25 protein-coding genes are annotated in these 18,334 nt (G+C 63.6%); 1 reads left to right on the forward strand and 24 read right to left on the reverse strand.

Annotation, left to right across the window (positions count from 1 at the left end; all coding sequences use genetic code 11):
- The 3 genes from ADT71_RS19865 to ADT71_RS19875 form a co-directional block, all read right to left on the reverse strand.
- Window positions 1-182: hypothetical protein (locus ADT71_RS19865; protein ID WP_197283089.1), on the reverse strand; the 182-nt coding region annotated here is incomplete at its 3' end.
- Window positions 183-207: 25 nt separating this feature from the next.
- Entirely contained in the window at window positions 208-558 is a 351-nt protein-coding gene (locus ADT71_RS19870; protein ID WP_132469099.1) for a hypothetical protein, read from the reverse strand.
- 35 nt (window positions 559-593) lie between these two features.
- A complete protein-coding gene (locus ADT71_RS19875; RefSeq protein WP_054439605.1) occupies window positions 594-884 on the reverse strand; it encodes a hypothetical protein in 291 nt (96 codons plus the stop codon).
- A gap of 116 nt (window positions 885-1,000) precedes the next feature.
- Between ADT71_RS19875 and ADT71_RS31550 the strand changes: the two genes are divergently transcribed.
- Window positions 1,001-1,342, forward strand: coding sequence for a hypothetical protein (locus tag ADT71_RS31550; RefSeq protein ID WP_156336697.1), 342 nt, complete (start codon window positions 1,001-1,003; stop codon window positions 1,340-1,342).
- A gap of 21 nt (window positions 1,343-1,363) precedes the next feature.
- Here the strand turns inward: ADT71_RS31550 and ADT71_RS19880 are convergent, their stop codons facing one another.
- From ADT71_RS19880 to ADT71_RS19970, 21 genes are all read right to left on the reverse strand, one after another.
- A complete protein-coding gene (locus tag ADT71_RS19880) occupies window positions 1,364-3,382 on the reverse strand; it encodes a hypothetical protein (protein WP_054439606.1) in 2,019 nt (672 codons plus the stop codon).
- 28 nt (window positions 3,383-3,410) lie between these two features.
- Window positions 3,411-3,827, reverse strand: a complete 417-nt coding sequence (locus tag ADT71_RS19885; RefSeq protein ID WP_054439607.1) for a hypothetical protein — start codon at window positions 3,825-3,827, stop codon at window positions 3,411-3,413.
- The gene (locus ADT71_RS19890; RefSeq protein WP_054439610.1) at window positions 3,824-4,630 is read right to left on the reverse strand and encodes a hypothetical protein; all 807 of its coding nucleotides are present in this window, start codon (window positions 4,628-4,630) and stop codon (window positions 3,824-3,826) included. The genes ADT71_RS19885 and ADT71_RS19890 overlap by 4 nt, the downstream gene beginning before the upstream one ends.
- A complete protein-coding gene (locus tag ADT71_RS19895) occupies window positions 4,630-5,682 on the reverse strand; it encodes a hypothetical protein (protein ID WP_054439611.1) in 1,053 nt (350 codons plus the stop codon). The genes ADT71_RS19890 and ADT71_RS19895 overlap by 1 nt, the downstream gene beginning before the upstream one ends.
- Entirely contained in the window at window positions 5,682-7,292 is a 1,611-nt protein-coding gene (locus ADT71_RS19900) for a hypothetical protein (RefSeq protein WP_054439613.1), read from the reverse strand. The genes ADT71_RS19895 and ADT71_RS19900 overlap by 1 nt, the downstream gene beginning before the upstream one ends.
- Window positions 7,223-8,608 carry a hypothetical protein gene (locus ADT71_RS19905; protein WP_054439614.1) on the reverse strand — a complete coding sequence of 462 codons (1,386 nt, stop codon included), beginning with the start codon at window positions 8,606-8,608 and terminating at the stop codon, window positions 7,223-7,225. Before ADT71_RS19905 ends, ADT71_RS19900 begins: the two co-directional genes overlap by 70 nt.
- Window positions 8,609-8,649: 41 nt before the next feature.
- A complete protein-coding gene (locus tag ADT71_RS19910) occupies window positions 8,650-8,943 on the reverse strand; it encodes a hypothetical protein (RefSeq protein ID WP_054439617.1) in 294 nt (97 codons plus the stop codon).
- Between the two features lie 119 nt (window positions 8,944-9,062).
- Window positions 9,063-9,479, reverse strand: coding sequence for a hypothetical protein (locus tag ADT71_RS19915; protein ID WP_054439618.1), 417 nt, complete (start codon window positions 9,477-9,479; stop codon window positions 9,063-9,065).
- Between the two features lie 105 nt (window positions 9,480-9,584).
- Window positions 9,585-10,049 (reverse strand): hypothetical protein, encoded by a 465-nt coding sequence (locus ADT71_RS19920; protein WP_054439620.1) that lies wholly within the window; start codon window positions 10,047-10,049, stop codon window positions 9,585-9,587.
- 63 nt (window positions 10,050-10,112) lie between these two features.
- Window positions 10,113-10,277: a hypothetical protein gene (locus ADT71_RS31555; protein WP_156336703.1), complete on the reverse strand. Its 165-nt coding sequence runs from the start codon at window positions 10,275-10,277 to the stop codon at window positions 10,113-10,115.
- Between the two features lies 1 nt (window position 10,278).
- Complete coding sequence (locus ADT71_RS19925) at window positions 10,279-10,683, reverse strand: DUF3168 domain-containing protein (RefSeq protein WP_054439622.1); 405 nt, start codon at window positions 10,681-10,683, stop codon at window positions 10,279-10,281.
- Window positions 10,683-11,243 (reverse strand): HK97-gp10 family putative phage morphogenesis protein, encoded by a 561-nt coding sequence (locus ADT71_RS19930; protein WP_231636057.1) that lies wholly within the window; start codon window positions 11,241-11,243, stop codon window positions 10,683-10,685. The genes ADT71_RS19925 and ADT71_RS19930 overlap by 1 nt, the downstream gene beginning before the upstream one ends.
- The gene (locus ADT71_RS19935) at window positions 11,240-11,590 is read right to left on the reverse strand and encodes a phage head closure protein (RefSeq protein WP_054439626.1); all 351 of its coding nucleotides are present in this window, start codon (window positions 11,588-11,590) and stop codon (window positions 11,240-11,242) included. The genes ADT71_RS19930 and ADT71_RS19935 overlap by 4 nt, the downstream gene beginning before the upstream one ends.
- The gene (locus tag ADT71_RS19940) at window positions 11,590-12,168 is read right to left on the reverse strand and encodes a head-tail connector protein (protein WP_054439627.1); all 579 of its coding nucleotides are present in this window, start codon (window positions 12,166-12,168) and stop codon (window positions 11,590-11,592) included. Before ADT71_RS19940 ends, ADT71_RS19935 begins: the two co-directional genes overlap by 1 nt.
- A gap of 15 nt (window positions 12,169-12,183) precedes the next feature.
- Window positions 12,184-12,480, reverse strand: a complete 297-nt coding sequence (locus ADT71_RS19945) for a hypothetical protein (protein ID WP_021235574.1) — start codon at window positions 12,478-12,480, stop codon at window positions 12,184-12,186.
- A gap of 82 nt (window positions 12,481-12,562) precedes the next feature.
- Window positions 12,563-13,867 carry a phage major capsid protein gene (locus ADT71_RS19950; RefSeq protein ID WP_054439629.1) on the reverse strand — a complete coding sequence of 435 codons (1,305 nt, stop codon included), beginning with the start codon at window positions 13,865-13,867 and terminating at the stop codon, window positions 12,563-12,565.
- Between the two features lie 14 nt (window positions 13,868-13,881).
- Complete coding sequence (locus tag ADT71_RS19955; protein WP_197283090.1) at window positions 13,882-14,766, reverse strand: head maturation protease, ClpP-related; 885 nt, start codon at window positions 14,764-14,766, stop codon at window positions 13,882-13,884.
- Entirely contained in the window at window positions 14,759-15,991 is a 1,233-nt protein-coding gene (locus ADT71_RS19960) for a phage portal protein (protein WP_054439631.1), read from the reverse strand. Before ADT71_RS19960 ends, ADT71_RS19955 begins: the two co-directional genes overlap by 8 nt.
- Window positions 15,991-17,244, reverse strand: a complete 1,254-nt coding sequence (locus ADT71_RS19965; protein ID WP_255351674.1) for a terminase TerL endonuclease subunit — start codon at window positions 17,242-17,244, stop codon at window positions 15,991-15,993. Before ADT71_RS19965 ends, ADT71_RS19960 begins: the two co-directional genes overlap by 1 nt.
- Window positions 17,238-17,762, reverse strand: coding sequence for a terminase large subunit domain-containing protein (locus ADT71_RS35120; RefSeq protein ID WP_255351675.1), 525 nt, complete (start codon window positions 17,760-17,762; stop codon window positions 17,238-17,240). Before ADT71_RS35120 ends, ADT71_RS19965 begins: the two co-directional genes overlap by 7 nt.
- 4 nt (window positions 17,763-17,766) lie before the next feature.
- Window positions 17,767-18,219 carry a hypothetical protein gene (locus tag ADT71_RS19970; protein WP_054439633.1) on the reverse strand — a complete coding sequence of 151 codons (453 nt, stop codon included), beginning with the start codon at window positions 18,217-18,219 and terminating at the stop codon, window positions 17,767-17,769.
- Window positions 18,220-18,334 lie beyond the last annotated feature (115 nt).

The raw sequence follows: 18,334 nt of genomic DNA on the forward strand, positions 1-18,334 counted from the left end.
GTCAGCAGGCCGACGCCAATGGCCCAGAGCGGGCGGTGACGTTCGGGAAGCAGGCGGCCGACAGCAGCCAGCGCCTGGGGATCGCTCAGCACGAGCGTAACGAGCGCGCCCCAGACACCGGCAAGCCACGTCGACCACCGGCGCCACCAGAGGCGCCAGTGCGCGACCAGCGTGAGTTTCATTTCAGACCTTTCGGATGGTGGGGCCTCAGCCCCGGAAGATGTGCAGCCCCACGGCCTTCATGGCGACAAGCACGACACTGGCAGCGGCGATAAGGCCGGCCACCCATTTGAGAAACTTGCCCAGCGTCTTCACCGCCGACCAGGCTTCCACGATATCCTTGGTTTTTTCGACGTCGCCCTTCATCTTCTCGACGTCAGTCTTGATGTCCTGGATCGGTTGAACCGCCTCGCTGATCTTGGCGATCGCGGCGGCCAACGCCTCTACCTTCGCGTCGGTCGCATGATTGAACTCGGCCATTTCGTCGAACTTGCGGTCCCCCCGTTCGAGCCTGTCAATAACGGCCTTCATTGAGGCCGGATCAGGTGTGTCGTACATGACGCTGTCCTCCGAGGCTTATCCGACCGAGCGGACTAGGCGGGCAAGTCCATGCCGTTATTCACCTTGCCCGAGCAGTATGCCGACCACACTGCAAGCGCCGGTGCGAGCATCGTCTGAGTGAGCGGGCGATGATAAAGCATCGCGCCAACCGCTTGGAGGGGCTGGGACGCCAGGATGGCACTGTAACCGCCAATCTTGACGGACCGGGCCGGCGATGCGGCGACCATGGCAGTGCTGGCATTCGAGCTTTGCTGCAGAACGCCGTCAGCGCCCCAGAAGACGCGGCGCTGCCCGGTGGTCTGATCGACGGTGCCTGCCAGCATGAAGAACTCGGTCGCCGATCGGTGATGTAGGACGAAATGGTCAGCCCCCACTGCGACCAGGTTCCGCTTCCCCGCCCCTCGCCAAGCCGGGCCGTAGTTCCCGTGACAACGATAAAGTGACCATCGCTGTTGGTCGTCGGAGTCGCCGCGACATCCTGATAGGCGCCCATGCCGTTTGTCGGAATCGGCTTCATGATCAGAACCTCGGTCATGTTGTTCTGATCGAGGATACCGGTGTCGAAATACGAACCGCTGGCCAGCGATACGTAAAAATCGTTGTAAACGGGCGTTCCTGTGACCGTGAGGTCAGGGCCAGAGCCGTGATTGATAATGGATCGATCCTGATCGCCACCGAAGTAGTAGAGACCGACAAGATCGTCTGGATATGGGAAGGCATCCACGCCGGGCGTTGCTGCGCCCAGAAAGTGCGTGAAGGTCGCGGCGGACTTGAAAGATAGGGTCGACATAATCGCGCTCCGTCAGAGGCTGAAGCCGGGATTGAGGCAGAACGCGATGCAGCCGTTCTGTAGCGGGTAAGGCTTGTTCACCAGAGCGGGGATGTTCGCGCTAGCGTACATGCCGCTGTCGGCGAGATATTCGTAAAGTTCGCTCGCGCGCGTCTGGTCGCTGTCGAACAGGTTGCCGTTCCCGTTTGAGGTGGTCTTGCTGGCGTACCAGACCTTGACGGTGCCGACCGTGTCACGCCCCAGGGTCAGTTCAACGATCGTGTCGAAGACGATGCGCAACGAAGTAATCGGCACCTCGCCGCTGCCATCGGTGACCCGGAAGCCCTTGGCCGCGTAGTCGGTCGCGGTGTTGACGACGTAGGTCGAAAGCCATTGGATCGGCGGAGCCGGCACGAGGAAGTCGATCGCGATCAGGCGCCCGTCCTGCGTCACCTTGCGGGGCATGAGCGGCCGCCATTCCTTGCGCTGCTCGCACACCCGATGCAGCACCTTCCCGACCTGCATGCTCAGCCACCGCGAGCCGTTGGCGTCGAGGTGTTCGACCTTGTCGGTGACAACGCCCATCGGCCCGACCAAGTAGCGGCCGGGACCAGCCATCGACCATTCCCACTGCGCCATGCCGATTGCGAGATCGTTGGTATCGACCGTGAAATGACCCGTGGTCTGCATGAGCAGGAATGCGGGGATCGCCGTCTGGCCCTTCCCGGTGACGGTGCCCGCCAGCACCTGCGCATAGTAGAGGTCGAGCTGTTCCTTGTACCCTGCCTTGGTGTCGGTCGAGCCGAACGAGGCGTTGTAGTTGAACTCGCCCTGGTTCCAGAAGTGCGCGACGTGACCGATGGATGCTCCGCCGTCAGCCGCCGCCAGCGTGTAGGCAGCATCGACAACGCCGGTCAGGCGGCCGAAGCGCCCGCCGCGCATGTTCTCGATGGTCTTTCCGCCCACGCCGGACGAGGTGGCCACGAACTTGCGGCCGGGATCGTCCGCGAGCCCCTTCGCCTGGTTGTGCATGTGCTTGGCGAAGTTCACAGCGCCCACGATGATGCTCTCGCCTCGCGCGGCATTGCCGGCAGGAAGCGCTGCAACCGCCGCGTCGTCCATCACGCCGCCGTCGTTCTGCACCACGGAGACAAGCGGGTTGAACGCCAGAGCGCCTCCGGTTGGCGTGAAATTCGTGCTGTCATCAACGGACGGCCGCACGCTGCCCCCGATCATCAGGTTGGAGGCGAAACGCGGCGTCTTGGATAGTGCGGGCCAGGCCTCCCAGTTCGCCTCGTTGCTCTGCCCGTTCGCCGTGAACAGGTTGTACGTCCAGATCGGCCCGGCGGTGTAAGTGTTGACCGTCCCCGCCTGCGCCATCGAAGCGGACAGGTTGGCCATGTTGCGGGAGCCATACTTGGCTGCATCCGCAGTGCCGGGCGTGCCACCGGCCAGAATATCCGACATTGCCACGCCGTTGATCGACTTGACGCCTTCCAGGACCCCAAGCTTGGCAGCCGCGAACGCCAAGCGACCGGAGGATTCGACGCCCCCGGCAACCGCCTCCCGCGCATCGACGAAAGCTACGTCGAAGCCGGCGACGTTGTAGGTAAGCGACAGAGAGGCGCCGGCGGCTGCAATGCCCTCGGCGGACGCGCCGTTAAAGGTTTCCACGCCGTTGATCGATGGAGCCTCGACCATGGCGAATTTCAACGCCCCGTCTTGCGCAACGCCGCCCGCGATCAGGCCGGTTTCATCGAGAAAGGCGACCGCAAAGCCTGGTGCGCTGTACGACATGGAGGTCCCGAGCGCCTCCATGAACGCCTTGTTCTGGAGTGCGAACTGCTCCGCCTGGTCCGCGCTTTCGCCAGAGGCCTCCGAATAGTCCTGCGCTTCGCCCGCCTTTCCCTCGGCAAAATCGCCAACGGCCTGCATTTGCGCGCCGAAGTCCGGAAGCGCTTTTACCCAGTCTTCAGCCTTGCCGGAGAAGGTAGCAGAATCCTGCGAGCGCAGGGGCGGATCGGGCAGCGGATCAATTTCAGGGGCAGCCATTCGGTTCGCTCCAGTTGGGGCAGGAAGGTCAGCCTCGGCTCGCCGTCAGCGTCACGATGGCGCTTTTGAGGACGAGCTGGCTGAAGATGTTGCGAATTTCGATGGTGAGCACCGCCTCGGTGGGCTCGCCATCGGCAGAGGGATCAGTGACGGCCCATGACCGTACCGCGTCGAGCGCCTCCCAGGCGCCCACCGTTCCGGCGGCGAGCGCTCCAAGCTGAAGGGCTGCGCGCGATTCGAAATAAGCCGGGTTCGCCCAGGCTTCGAGCCAGTCATACTGGCGCACGGCGCCGCCGCTGGTGGTGGAATGGTAGATCCCGTGATCGGGCCTGATCTGATAGGTTGCCGTCTGGCTTGTGGTCCCGGACGAGGTGACATTGCCATTGACCAGGGTCACCGGCGGCGGCCCGCCAGCTCCGGCCAGCATGCAAAGCGCGCCGGTCACCCGATGCTCCCGGAGATCACCCAGGTCACCGCGTCCACCTTCACCAGCGTGGCAAGGCCATAAGGCAGCAGCGTGCGCGCGCCGGTCAGCGTCGTGCCGGCGAACCGCAGGGTATCGGTGGTGATCGCCACCGCCTGGTTCGCTCCCGAATTGTTGAACAGCACAACCGTGGTGCCGATGGGAAAGGCCACGGCGGCATTGGCGGGGATGGTGACACCGCCCGTGGTGATCGCGATCTGCTTTCCCGCATCCGAAAGCGCGATCTGGTACGCGGCAGTCTTTGTGTTCTGCGGCAGCCCGCGAAAGCCCAGGCCATTGGCGGCGACGGTTCCGGTTTCCTCGATCGTGGCAACCTGCCGGATCGAGGTGATATCGTCGTTCGCACCGGATCGCGCTGCCGTGATCCCGGCGCGCGCGGCGGCGGCATCGTCGGCCAGAAGCATGGCCTTTACCCCGGCGATCAGGCCCAATGCGTCCAGCATATCGTCCGCATCGGCACCGGCCAGCCAATCCCGGGCGCGTGCCGTGATCTGGGCCAGCGCCGAAGTGGCGGCACCGGTGAAGTAGATCAGCCGATCGGCCGCCGGAACCTTGCCCGTCATCGCCACAAGGCCCGGATCGGCATAGGCGGGCGCGGCAGCGATCAGCGCGGCCGTGGTTTCGAGCTGGGCGGTCAGCACGCCGATTTCGGCCGCGAAAGTGGATTGCCAGGCCACGAAGGCATCGGCCCGCTCGATGAACGTATCTGCATCGTCCGAGCGCTGGGGCGCCGGGGGCGGCGGCGTCAGTTCCTGCAAGGGCATCAGGTCAGACCTTCGAGTTCGAGCGAGAGATAGGAATCGAGCGCGAAGGCGATCTCGATCGAGAAGTCGCGGTAGAAGCCGTAGACCCACGTAGAGGTGTAGGTATCCGCCCCCACCCACACGATCGGTTCGGCGCGGTAGCTGGCCAGCAGTGCGGACAGCGCGTCGATGCGGGTGTTGTCCACGCGCAGCTTGTAGGTCGCGCGCTTGGCATAGGCGCGCTGGACGATGGTGAAGTTGCCGAAATCATCGGTTTCCTTGCGGGAATAATCCTGGATGCCGGTCTTGGCGCCGATCAGCAGATCGCCCAGCTGCTTGGACTGGCCGATCACGGCCACGCCGATCTTCGCCGTGCCGGCGGGTTCGTGGATCGTGATGCGGAAGGTGGGATTGGCGTAGTTCGGCAGATCGTAAGCCACCAGGTCACCGCGGCGGATGATCGGCTCGAAGTAGTATTCGTACCAAGAGTTGATGCCGCTGTTGGAAACGAGGTTGTAGGATCGGGAGAAGATCACGCCGTCGCCCGCCGTGCTCATCTCGATATCGACGCTGGCGGCGACGAGGTTGAGCAGCGCCACCGCGTCCGCCCGGCCTGCCACGGTGACCTCGAAGGACACCGACCTTGCGGCAGCGGTCTGGGTGGAGTTGAACTGGTCGAACATCGCGTAAGCGTTGGTCGCGCCCAGATCGAGCCACTTGGTCACGTCCGTCACGGCATTGCCGAGATTATCGGCAGCAAGGCTTTCGTAGGCGTGATGGGTGTCCGTGGAGATCACCCGGTGCCCGGCCGCATAAGTGGTGCCCTCACTCCATGCGGCATAGGTATCGGCCAGCGCGAACCACCATGCCCCATCGTCCAGCGGGTGGCCAAGATTGCCATCGGCCAGGCTCTGGTAGACACGGTATGTGAAACCGTCGGCATCGAGATCGGAAACCTGCGCGCCATCGGCATAGGTCGTTCCGGGTGCGTAGGCGGCCGGCGGCGCTTCCGGCACATTGGTCTGTGCCAGCGTCAGCGCCTCGCCGACCTTCATGGGGCGGACAAGGCGCATCAGCTCACAACCTCGACCTGAAGGGGCGTATCGCTGTCGGTCCGCACCGGCAGGCCATCGCCCTCGAAGCGGCTCCACAGCCGGTTCGTGTAGTTGATGCCTTCCACGATGGCCTTCTGATAAGTGGCCAGCTCTTCCTTCATCTGCGCGGTCAGATCGAAGTTCTTGTTGATCGCGTCGATCTGGGCCTGTGCGTAATCGACCTGTTCGTCGGCGGCGAAGATGCCCTGATCCACGGCAGCCAGCACTTCGCCCAGCGCGCGCTGGTATTCGATGGCGCTGCCGGCGTTCTGAAGCGCGGCGTCGAGATAGTCGGTCGAAACCCCGCGCAGGTTGCCCAGCGCCGTCGCATCGCCCTGCTTCGCCAGATCGGCGGTGGAGCGGAACGTGGCGGCAAGCTGCGCGAAACCGGCGGCGGTGTCCCCGCCCAGCAGTTCCTTCTTGAACGCCTTCAGGTCGTCCGCCAGCGGGCCGAAGGTGTCGACCACGTCGTTCAGGTCCTCAAGCTGGTAGACCAGCGCCTGCATCGGCTGAAGCGACTGCTTCGTCGCCGCCAGCTCGGCAAGGCGCTGCGCTGCCAGCGCTTCCTCGGACCGGCCAAGCAGGTTGAGGATATCGACCTCAAGCCCGTTCTGGTCGCTATACTGTTCCACCATGTCCTTCATCGCGCTGTCGATCGCGTCCTGCCGCTTGATGGCCAGCAGTTCTTCGAGCTGGGCGTATTCTGCCGCGCTCGCGCCGGCGGCCTTGAAGATGTCGCGAAGCTGGTCGAATTCCTTGGTCACCGTGTCGAGCGCGTAGCCGAGCGGGTCCGTCAGGCTCTGCAGTTCGGTGAACACGCCCTCGAACTTCAGCGCCTTTTCGATGTTGGCTTGCAGATCGTCCGATTCCTTGAGCAGGTTCTGCGTGCTGGCGCGCACGCCGGTGATCGCGCCCCGGCTGATCGCCTGCTGGATGGCATAGGCAATGGCCGCCTCGGCATCGTCGTTGAAGTCTACCGCGCCGTTCTTCACCTTCAGGCTCGTGCCGCCGGTGTTGACGCGGTAGTCGCCGTGGCGCTGACCCAGCGAAATCGTGCCGAAATCGCCCAGTGTGCCGCCCAGCGCATCGGCCACGGATTGCAGGCCGGTGTAGAAGCTATTGCCTGCCGTCGCCGCCGCGCGCTCGGACGCGCCGCTGTTGCCTACGGTGCTGGAAACACCCGAGGACGACACGTCCACGCGGCCCCACTTGGTGGACTTGAACATGCCGCCCACCAGGCCGCCCACGATCGAGCCGCCGATGGCGCCCAGCGGACCCAGCACGGCGCTGCCGATGGCGCCGCCGATCTGCGAGCCGAGCTTGCTGCTTTCCACGCCGAGCGAATCAAACAGCGAGTCCGTCATCGATCCGACCTGAACGCCGAAGCCCACGGCCTGGAGCGCGCCGCTCATGGTATTCGCAAAATCGCTGCCGGGCTTGAACACCTTGCTCAGTTCATCGCCGATGGTCTTGGCGATCGGCTTGCCGTTGGCGTCGGTCGTCATCCCGATGCCCAGGTTCAGGAAATCGCCCAGCGCCCCGCCCACGGCCGAGGTGTTGCCGGACACGATCCCCAGCAGCGCCCCCACCCCCTGGCCAAGCCCGCCGATATCGCCCAGCAGGCCGATGGTGTGGCGCAGCTCATCGTTATAGGCCTCGGCGCCTCGCGCGCGCGGCCCTGCGCTTCCTTGTTAGCGTCCCATGCGGCCTGCCCCAGATTGTCGACCTTCTTGGTGAACTCGGCCCAGTCCGCAGCCTGGTTGTTCATCAGCATGGCGATCACGTTGCCCTGAAGCTCGCGCCGCCAAACGGAGATGAAATCCTCGGCGGCCTGCTTGCCGGCCGCCTTTCCGTGCTCCGCCCCGGTTTCCTTGCCCGCCTTCTTCGCGTCCTTCTTCATGCGCTCAACCGCGCGGGCCTGCGCAAACGGGCTGATCGCACCGGCCATTTCGCCCAGGAAATCACGCTGCATCGTCGTGGAGACGGACTTGGCCAGCGTGTTGCCCAGTTTCACGCCCGCCCCGGCATAGCTGTTGGCCAGCTTTTCCACCTGCGGCGCGCCCAGCGTGCCGATGTGGAGGCCGAACTTGTCGAGGATGGTGTTCGCCTGCCCGACGAACCCGTTCACGCCGTCCACAGCCTTGCGGATCAGGCCGTTGATCGCGTCGATCGCCATGTTCGCGCCGCTGATGAAGATATCCGCGATCCCTGCGGGGATTTGCTTCCAGCTATCGCGCAGCGCGATCGGTACGACCGTCTGCAGGGCGATGATCTTGTTGGCGGCCCACTTGGTCCATTCGACCACGGTGTTCCACACGTCGCCCGAGGTGGTGCCGAAATAGGCGAAGGCGTCGGTCAGTGCGCCGGAGACGTAGGACTTGATGGCGTCATAGATGCCCAGCAGCGTGTCCATCCACGTCACGTGGACCTTGCTGTTCTCGTTGATGTCGCTGGTCAGCAGGCCGATGGCGCCAGCCAGAAGTCCGGCAGCAATGATGATGGGGGCGAAGGGGGCCAGCAGCGCCAGTAGCTCCGCCGCCAGGCCCTTCACGCCGATCCCGGCCTGCGACATGATGCCCTGTATCTGGGAACCTTGCTGCATCAGCGCCAAGAAGGCCAACTTCAGCGGCTTCGAGCTGGCCGCCGCCCCGGCCATCTGAACCCCAAGGTCCTGCAACTGGTAGACGAGGTTCTGCACCTGGTGCCCGGCAAGCCTGCCGTTGTTCCCCATCTTGGTCACGCCGTCGCCCAGGCTGGCAATGTTGTCGTTCGCAGCCTTGGCGGACTTGGCGATATCGTCGGAGCCGGCCTTCACCAGCTTCTTGATGCGGTCCATGTCCGCTTGCAGGCGCGCCACTTCCGCGACGATCTCGATATTGAGCCGCCCGGCCTGCACACCTGCCATAAGTCACCCTGTGAAAAGGGCGGCCCAAATGGACCGCCCGGTTAGCCGAAGATGGCTGCTATTTGCGCCGACACGCGCTGGCGCATGGCCGGAATGTCGTCCTCGATGCCGGTATATGGCGGCGGGCAGTCAGCCTTTTCCGCCTTGTGCCGCTGCGAAACGAAGTCGGTGGACAGCCGCCGGATCAGGCGGCCCTCCCAAGGCTCCAGTTCGATACCGGTAATGTCCTGCCAGGCGGCAAGGTCGCGCCAGCCCAGCGGATCTCCGCCGGGTGCCGCCGGGCCGATCTCGATCAGCCAGTCGGTCAGGTACGGCGCGGGATTGTCCGGCATCATGTCCGGCTCGCTGCGCCCCTTCTTCAGTTCGAAGCGGGACTTCGTGCCCCGCTTCGTCGATTTGCCGTTCTTGATCTCAGGTACGGCGTGCAGCCATGCCAGCTGCTTGACCCACAGGCTCAGCCGGTCGCCGAGCTGTCGGGAAAAGACCCCCAGTCGCTGGCAGCTCCTTCGATCTGATCGCGGATGAAGCCCAGCTGCGGGTTTTCATAGACCGCGCGCACCAGCGTCTTGGCGCCGGGGCCGACCTCGGGAAGCGAGACGTTCACGAACTCCTCGGTGATCGCGACAAGAAACGCCTGCTTGTCCTCGATATCGTCGGCCGCAGCCTCGATCCGGCCGCCGCTTACGCGCACGCGCTTCATCGTCTTGCGGCGCATGGCCGCGTGGGCGACCTCATAGACCTTCGAGGCGGGCGTGTGGATTCGCACGGCTGCGGGCTCGTTGTCGTCATCGAGCATGGGGGAGCCATCGGCATTCTTGAGCGGGAGCAGGTAAGTGGTGGGTACCTGCTTGGACAGGAGATTGACGGGCATTGGTCACCTTTCACGGAAGTGGCGCCCCTGCCGGCCCCGTGATGCCGGCAGAGACAAAAAAGCCCGCACGAAGCGGGCGAAAGCTCACGGGTAAAGGGTAGTGCGTTACGGCGCGGCGACCTTCACGAAGTCATCGCCGTCGTCGTTGGCGGTGATTTCGAGGTTGATGGTGCCGGTGGTGATGTCGTCGACGGTGCCGACAGTGGTCGGGAAGCTCATCACCAGCGCCATGAAGTAGCGCTTCGCGCCGTCCTGCAGCGTCAGTTCGAAAGTATAGTCTGCATCCGATTTCAGGGCAGCCTCGGCGATGATCTGCCCGGCATCGTCCTCGTCGATCGCCAGCGTGAGGTTCAGCGAGCCCGAGTTGTACGAGCCCTTCTTCTTCACCGTGGCGCGGGTGGCGAGCGGATTGTGCGTGACGAGGTTGTAGACGCGGCCAAGGTCGCCATCGACGTTGGTGATTTCGCCGATGAGGGTCTTGGTCAGGGCTCCGAAGCCGGCGGCATCGAAGGTGGCGGGCCGCCCGGCCGAAATGGCCAGCGTGGTCCCCGCCGAAGTGCGAGAGGTCATGTTCTACTCCATTGTTCGAAAGCCCGCTCACGGCCGGGCGGGGCATTGCCGAACGGCAATCGGTCAGGCGGGATCGTCTTCCCTGGTGGCCTTGCCGGTGGTCCTCGTCACCAGGCCAACCGGCTCCAGCTCGGCGATCTCGCCGGCGGTCAGTTCCAGTTTCTCGTCCTTCTTGAAGGACTTCCCGTTGCGGCGGAAATTGCGGTTGGCAATCGCGGTGGTGGCCATGTCAGCGTTCCTCGTTGTAGGCTATGCGGAAATCCTCGGTTCCGAGGTAGAGCGAGGCCGGCTCGTCCATGAAGTCCGGTCCGCCGCCGTCGTGATGCACGGTCACCTCGGTGATTCCGTCCACGTCCGGAAATGTCGCATCGGCAACCGCCACCAGCATCTTCTGCACGGCGGCCTGTTCGTCATAGGTCGCGGCATGGATGGTGGCCTGTACGCGCTGGGTAACGCGGGTCTTGCTCTGCTTGGAAAGCGTTTTGCGGGTGACGGACGAAACCCGCATGATCGAGATCGCCGGCAGCAGCGTGCCCTGCGGCAGAACGCCGGCCATGATCCGTGCCGCCGGTACCAGCGCCGTCATGCGGGCATCGGCCGTGGTCACGGCTACAAGCGCGGCGGTACCGTCCATCAATCGTCCTCGGGAACGGGCGCGGCGAAGCCGGTCTTGCCCTCGATGTAGCTGCGGATACGGTCGGCAAAGGCCTTGATCGCGTTATCGGCCATCGCATCCAGCGCCGGGCGCATGAAAGGGTGCGCGGCATGGCCGGGGTGATGGATGATGCCGGATCGGAACTCGTCGCCGATCTTCATCACGCCGGCGCTCACCTTGCCTTTGCCCTCTGCGGCGCGGCGCACCGTCACGCGGCCCTGTCCAGCCCCAGTGCGGGCGATCAGGTGCGCCGATACGCCGTACTCGGCGAACACGCCCAGATAGGCGTGCGGCGACTTGGGATCGAGACGGACCTGAATGGAAAACGTTCCGTCCTGGTTCTGCCGCGGCGAACCGCTCTTGATTGCGCGGGCCATCTTGCCGGACGACTTGGTGGCCTGGATGCGGGCCTCGTCGCGCACCGGCCGCGCCGCCGCCGTCAGCCCGGCCCGGTATGCGCCCTTCTGAAGGTTCTTCGGCAGCGCGGACAGGAAGGCGTCGAGTTCCTTGGTGCCGGAGACAGGATATTTCTTGTTCACGGTGCTGCCCCCTCGGTCGACCATTCCTCGGCCATCATTTCCAGTTCCTCGCGCCGGCTGACTTCGACCGGCCCCGACACGATGCGCAGCTTGCGGCCACGGTAATCGATCCGCATGTCGCCGCTAACGTCCTCGCGGTACCGGCACCGGATGCGGCAGGGCCGCTTGGCCAGCGACATGCCCTCGACCACGCTTTCCCCTCGCGACGGCAGCACGTCCTGCACTTGCGCCCATGCCTTCGGCAGGACCGGCTCCCAGGTCACGGTGACCCGGTTGTGCGGTCCCACGCGCGTCTCCACCCGCCGCTCGAACTGGATCCGGCGATCGTATTTTCCGGCTGCGGCCATCAGATCAGCACCCGGCGAAACGGCGCGCAGAGCTGGCGGACACCGAAGGGCACTTCTGCCTCGGTGCCGCGATCGGTCACGGCTTCACGGTTCTTGTACAGGTGGCCAAGGAACAGCCGAACCGCCGCCAAGAGCGAGGGCGGCGCCTTTCCATCGGGATACCCGGCAGAGAAAACGATGCGGAGATCTCCGCCAACGTCTCCCGGCCAGCGCCCACCGATCTTGGGAAGCACATCACCGCGGGCGGTAATGCGGTAGTCGGCCGGGCTGCCTTGAACCGGCAGGCCGGAGCGGTTGAGCCATGCCACGGATGTAATCGCCGTGACCGGCCCCATGCTGAGGGTCAGGACCTCGGAGCCGCGAGGAAAGCTGGCGGCTGACCATTCGATGCCGGAGGCAGGCCCCAGCTTCAGCGAGCAGTACCCCTCCACGAAGTCGATCGCCGCGTCGCGCAGCGCCTCGATCAGGAAATCTTCATCGTCACCATCGGCCCGCAGATGCTCTTTGCACGCCTCCAGCGACAGGATCGCGTCGCCGTAGCCTTCCGGAAACGGCGCGTGGAGTAGTTCGAAGATCATCTGCGGGTCCGGCTATCAGTCGGCCTGGGAGGCCTGAAGGTTGGCTGCCACAGCGGCGTCGGGCGACAAGGTGGGATCGTTGAAGTCGATCTGATTGGCCGACACCGTCTGCCCCTTGCGCGGCGTGTTATCGACGGCCGGGTGATCGGTATCGATTCCGCTGACGATCTCGGGTTCGATCAAGGCTCCCGATGCCGCAACGTCAGTGGCGGGGGTTAGGTCTGCCAGCGGCGACAGGGCGGTGTCAGGGACGCCGGGCACGTCGGACAGCTTCACATCGCTGGTATCCACGGTCTTTTTCGCAGCAGTCATGTCGATTTCCTTCGATAGTTCGACTGGGGAAACCGGCGGGCTTTCACCCGCCGATTGGATCAAGCGCCGATGATCAGCGCCTTCATCGCGTCCGGGTTCTTGACGCCGCCGCCCACACGCTTAGCGCCTTCATCGCGTCCGGGTTCTTGACGCCGCCGCCCACACGCTTGGTGGTGTAGAAGTGGACGAACGGCTTGTTGGTGTAGGGATCGCGCAGCACACGGATGCCGATGCGGTCGATCACGAGGTAGGTTTCCCGCATGTCGCCGTAGAGTGCGGCGATGTTGCCAGCGGCCACGGAGGGCATGCCCGGAAGGTGGGCCACCGGCTGCCCACCGATGGTGGCAGGCTGACCAGCCTCGAAGGCTGGCTGCCACAGGTAGTTGCCCTGCCCATCCTTCAACTTGCGAGCGGAACCGGCAGTCGTCCGGTTGAGGAAGAGACGCGCGTTGGCCTCATACTCCTCCGGAAGCTCATAGATGAGCGTCATGAGACCATCGCCCGTGAGCGCGGCCGCCGCACCGGAATTCACAGCCTTGATGTCGCCCCAAGGGTGACGAGCAGCATTTGCGCCCCCGGTGACGTAGGTCAGGATGCCGTGAGGCTTGTTGTTGCCATCGCCCGACAGGTTGGCGATGCCCTCCTGACGGGCGAACTCGGTTTCGACTTCGTCGGCCAACCAGGCTTCGACGTCGAATTCCGCGTCGTCGATCAGGCCCTGCGATGCAGCAGGATTGGCGTAGAGCTCACCGAGGCCCCAACCGAGCGAGGTCAGCCCCGGCGTGGTGGTTGCAGGTCGAGCGGCAGTTTCACCGACCCAGCCCGAACCGACATTGCGATCCGAAAACACCTTGCTGAAGCCAGCGCCACTGATCGAGATGACAGTCGCGTACTGACGGATGGACGACACCTGCTTGAGCCGACTTGCGAGGGTGCGATCCCACTCCACAGGCGCCAGGTAACCGCCTTCGCCATCCGTCTTCGTCGCGGCGGCCTTCACCGTTTCGAGCCGATCCGAGCTGACGCCGCGGCGGAAATAGGAATTGAACTGCTCGGTATACTCGGGGTCGCGCGGATCTTCCTTGCCGCCGATCTTGGCCGCAGCAATCTTGGCCAGAGCGGCGTCCATCGCCTCTTCGATATTGCCGATCGAAGTATTGATGCGCTCGACGTGCTCCTGAAGCACCGCGTCGTCGACCTTGGACTTGAGCGATTCTTCATGCTTCGCACGCATTTCCCCGACAGCTTTGTTCAGCTGTTCGAAGAGAGCCTTGGGATCGTTGCCATCGGCGCGGATGGTGGCGCCGAGCAGCGCGCGAGGTGCGGCGGCGGCAGTGATAAGGGCGCACGACGACGACGCCCCAAGGATGAGGTGGTTTGGCTTCATGTTTTCCTCGGTAGTTAAGCCCGCAGGCTGTCCAAAAGAGCGGCGGCCGAAGCCATCCAGTCGGTGGAGCCAGCGCCAGGCGTGGCTGTGTCATCGGCAGCGTCCGGCTTGCCTTTGATGCTTTTGATCCGGGCGCGCGCTTGAGCGCGGGTCATGCCCGAGTTTACGAGGGTCAGCTCCATGGCGCGAACCTCATTGGCTTCGCGGTCAGACGCCTTCGCCGTCTCATCGACCTTCATCTGATCGGCTGCCAAAAGCGCGTTGGCGAAGCCCCGTTCGATAGCCATGGAGCCTGACATCCACGTTTCGTCGTCCATCCATTGAGCACAGGTCTTGGCCTCCTGCCCGGATCGAGCGGCATAAACGTCTGCCATTGCCTGGTCGAAGGGGGCCAGGAACGCTGCGACCTCTTCGAAGTCATTACGGTTGCCCGCCGCCACGACCCAGCAATTGTGGATCATGAGGAACGACGCCGCGCCAATTTCGATGGTGTCGGCGGCCATGGTGATCACTGACGCTGCAGACGCGGCCATGCCCATTACCTTCACGGTTATGGGCTGCGGGTGCTCGCGCAGCACGTTGTAGATGGCGAGGCCTTCAAACATGTCGCCGCCACCGGAGTTGATCTGAACTTCGATCGGCCGATCACCGATGGCGCGCAACTGAGCAGCAACCCTTTTTGCGGTAACGCCGCCACCCGTCCACCAATCCTCGCCGATCACATCGAACATGGTGATGACGTTGTCCCCCTGCTCAAGGGCCGATGGGCGAATGCCAGCTGCATCCTCCCCCCAACGGTCCATGACCGGCAGAGGGGAGAAAGCAGACACGCGGCGATCGGCAGGAACAGGCAGGGCGGCAGGCCGCGCCATCGCCATCACTCGGGGCATCTTACGCATCGGGCTGTCCTTGCATCCAGGCGGGGGTATTGCCCCATTCCTCAGGGTTCATGTCCATTTTGTCGCGGGCCTCATTTGGCACCATGAAGCCGCCGGCGCCGGGTCCGCCGAGCGCCTTGGCGAAGAATTCTGCCTGATCCTTCAAGGAGCCTCGCAGCAATGCGGCCTCGTTGAATTTTGCATAATGGTTCACCCGATCTCGGTCGTTCAGGAGGGACGACGCGATGGTCTCTTCCCAGGCGTTGAACCAAGGGAGCAGGCAGTAGGTCACAAGAAAGAGGCCGAGCTGTTCGATACCGCTGCCCCAGCTGGTCTCGTCGAACATCAGCAGGGGGCGCGGGACGCCTGTGTATCGGCTGACTTCCTCGGCCTGGTGCTTGCGCTGCGCCAGACCTTCAGCGTCTTTGCCGGTAGCTCCGAACGGCTTTGCCTCCATGCCCTCCTCGGCAACGACCCAGCGGCCCGCGTTTTCCGATCCGACAAAACGCTCTTCCCACTGCGCTCGCAGGTTCAAAATGGCTTGTTCGGACAGGGATTTCGGATGCTGCAGGATTCCGCCTACGTAAGCCCCGTTCTTGAGCATCCGCGACGCGGCTTCGTCGGCAACGTTGGCCAAGCCCAGTGCTTCGGCTGCCACCTTCAGCAGGCCATCGCCTGAAATCCCATCGCTCGACCAGGGCGCGCGGAGGTGAAACACTTCGTCAGCCTCGAACCGGCGAGTCGTGCCGTCTTTCGCCTGGTAGTCGTACGCCAAGGCAAAATCCTCGCTGAGAACCGGCTTCACACGCACAGGATCGAGCGGCGCAAGCGCCTTGATGCCGAGCAGGCCTGGCACCTTGTAAGCGTAGGCATTTCCTCGCAGCAGCGCCCGCCCCTGCATGTAGCTCTTGAATTGGTACGGCGTTTGCCAACTGTTCGGTTTTACGCGGAGCAGCTTCCACACCGCGTGATTGTCGGCTTTCTCGATGTTCTCGCCGACACGGCGGTGAAGGTTCAATGGCAACATGCCGATGGTGGACGCGATCAGGTTCACCGCGCGAAAGAACGTAGCATTGGATAGCGCCGACCGTTCCGTAACTGGTCGACCCGCGCCTCTCGCAAACCCTTCGCCGAAGAAGCCCTCGGGCAGGCTCCCGCGGTCGAGGAAGCCATTGGCCTTTACGGCTGACGACGCACTGTCCGCGCCGGCGCCTGCCCAACCGAAGAAGCGTTCAGCCCAGCCCATCAGAAAACTACCAGTCCGCGATCTTCATAGACCGAGACGCCGTTGTCATTCGCAGCAACGGGGTTCAGCTCAAGCAGCTTGGTGGCGTTCAGCCCAGCCATGAACGGGTCGATTTTACCCGTCCCTTGGGTGTTCTTCACGATCATCACCGTCTGCCGTCCTAACTCTTCCTTCGCGTTGCTCACGCACCACGCCATCATGCGCGACCCGTCATGGACCGCGCCGTTGAATTTCAGTTTCCGGGCAAGGCCGACGATCGCTGACATGAGACGGAACCCCTGACCGACCGACACCACCTGCGGATCTTCCAGGCCGATTTCTGCCAGCGCGTCGACCAGGTCACTTACCCCTTGGGGGTCGAGGCCAACCGCGCCGCGTTCCGGTAGAAGGCCGCTAGCCTTGACCTCTTCGATGACGGCGACAATTTCGCGAATGTCCTGGGGGCGCTCGTAGGCGGTATCATCTGCATCCAAGCCGAGCGTTTCCGACACGACCTCCGAACAAATCACCAGATCGCCGTCGCTTTCGTAGTCGTGCAGTTGAGCCGCGATTTCCTTGCGCCGAGTGAGCACGTCCGGCCAGCACCAGGCCTTGAACCAATACAGCCAGCGCCCAGTCCCGCGTTCGCGGCCGGCAACGCACAATCCGTAAAGGTCATCGAGGCCGCCGCCGTCGACGCCTACCACCACTACCTCCGAGCGAGCGAGAAGGCTGGCCAACGTCAGCGACTTATCGGCACAGGCTTCCCAGTAATCTGTCCCGCGCCAGCGATCGCGCCGCAAACGAAGCCCGATTTCGACGTTCAGATGCTTCGCAAGGAACACCTGGAGCCCTTCGCCTTCGCCGATCTGCTCTTTGCCCAGCTCGGCCTGGAGCCATTCGACAGTTACCGATCGGCCTATATGAGGGTTCGTAACGTAGAAGAATGCCGGGTCCAGATACGCTTCGGCGTCCAGCATTTCCACCGGCCACTCGTAAAGCATGGCCATGGTCTTGGGGTCATCGATGACGCCGTCGCGCACGTCGCGCATGTATGCCAACTTGGTTTTGTAGACACCGCTCGGCGGTTCGTCCGAATGGGTCGTAATGTAGAGTGTGAAGGCCTCAGGGCGGGCGGAGCCGCCACCCAGCGCCTCTCGCAGCATCGCTGCCGCCTTCGGCTTCTTTCCGAACAGCCACAGCTCTTCAATCAGCGTGATCGAAGCCTTGCCGCCAGCGACGGTGTCGCTGTCCGCCGCGATCACCTTTAGCACCGCACCCGTGTCCAGATGTTTGATCTGCGTTGGTGCTCGATCACCTTCAAGACGACCGACAACTCGGGGTCGGCGCGGACCATGCCCATAGCCGGCTCAAAGCTGTTGTTCGCAACTTCCAGCGTCGGCGCCAAGATTTGCAGGATGGCGTTCGGCCGCCAGTTGAGGATCAGAGCCGTCACCATGATGCCAGCGGCGATCATGGACTTGCCATTCTTCTTGCTGATCAGGAGCATGAACTCCGAAATCAGCCGCTTTCCTGTTTCCGGATCCTCGGCGCCGAAGATCGCGGCGACCAAGTCGAATACGAAGTCGTCGCAGACCTCGCCTAACGTCGGGTGCCGCTCGCCCTCGCCGACAACGACCTTCGGCAGATCGACGACCTGCAAGGACTTGAAGACGCCGAGTGCATCCTCAGCCTTTCCGGGAAACAGAGGCGGGCACGGCACCAGGCTCTTTCGCGCGACGATCCGTTCCTGCCAATCCAGGCAGGCAGTGGACCACTTCGGCGCAGCCATCGCTTCAATTCAGCAGGAGCGGCGGCGGAGTGCGGGCGGCGAATTTGCCGCTGGCGTTTGCAGCTGCTTCCTTCGCGGCCTCCTTTTTCCCCAGACGGGGCGATGGTGCCGCATCGGACCGTCCGCGATCCTTGATCTTCTCGCCCAACGTTCGGACCTGTTCGGCCTGGATCATGCCGGCCAGCGCCTTCTCTGCCGCGACGTTGCCACCCTCGGCAGCTTGGTTGAGCCGTTCGAGCTGCCGCGCTTTCATCATCAAGGGCGCATGCCCAGCCCGGGCGATCTCGTTAAAATAATGCTTGTAAAACGTGGGCTTAGTGATGCCGAGCACCTTGGCGATGTCAGCAGGCTTGTGCCCGCAAGCGAATAAGAGACTGACTTTGTTGGAGTTTTCGGCGGTCCAGACATGTGCAGGCCGACCACGCCCCTTTTCAGGCAGCAGCGGCAGGCCGAACATGTCGGTCTGACCCTCCGAAATTCCATCATGCGTCAAAAAAAATCTCCGAATGGGACGAGTGGCGGTCAGGAGGCCGTCAGACCCCCGAACTTTCGACCACCCCCCATTCAGGTTG

It is taken from the genome of Novosphingobium sp. ST904, from assembly GCF_001298105.1.
GTDB lineage: Bacteria > Pseudomonadota > Alphaproteobacteria > Sphingomonadales > Sphingomonadaceae > Novosphingobium.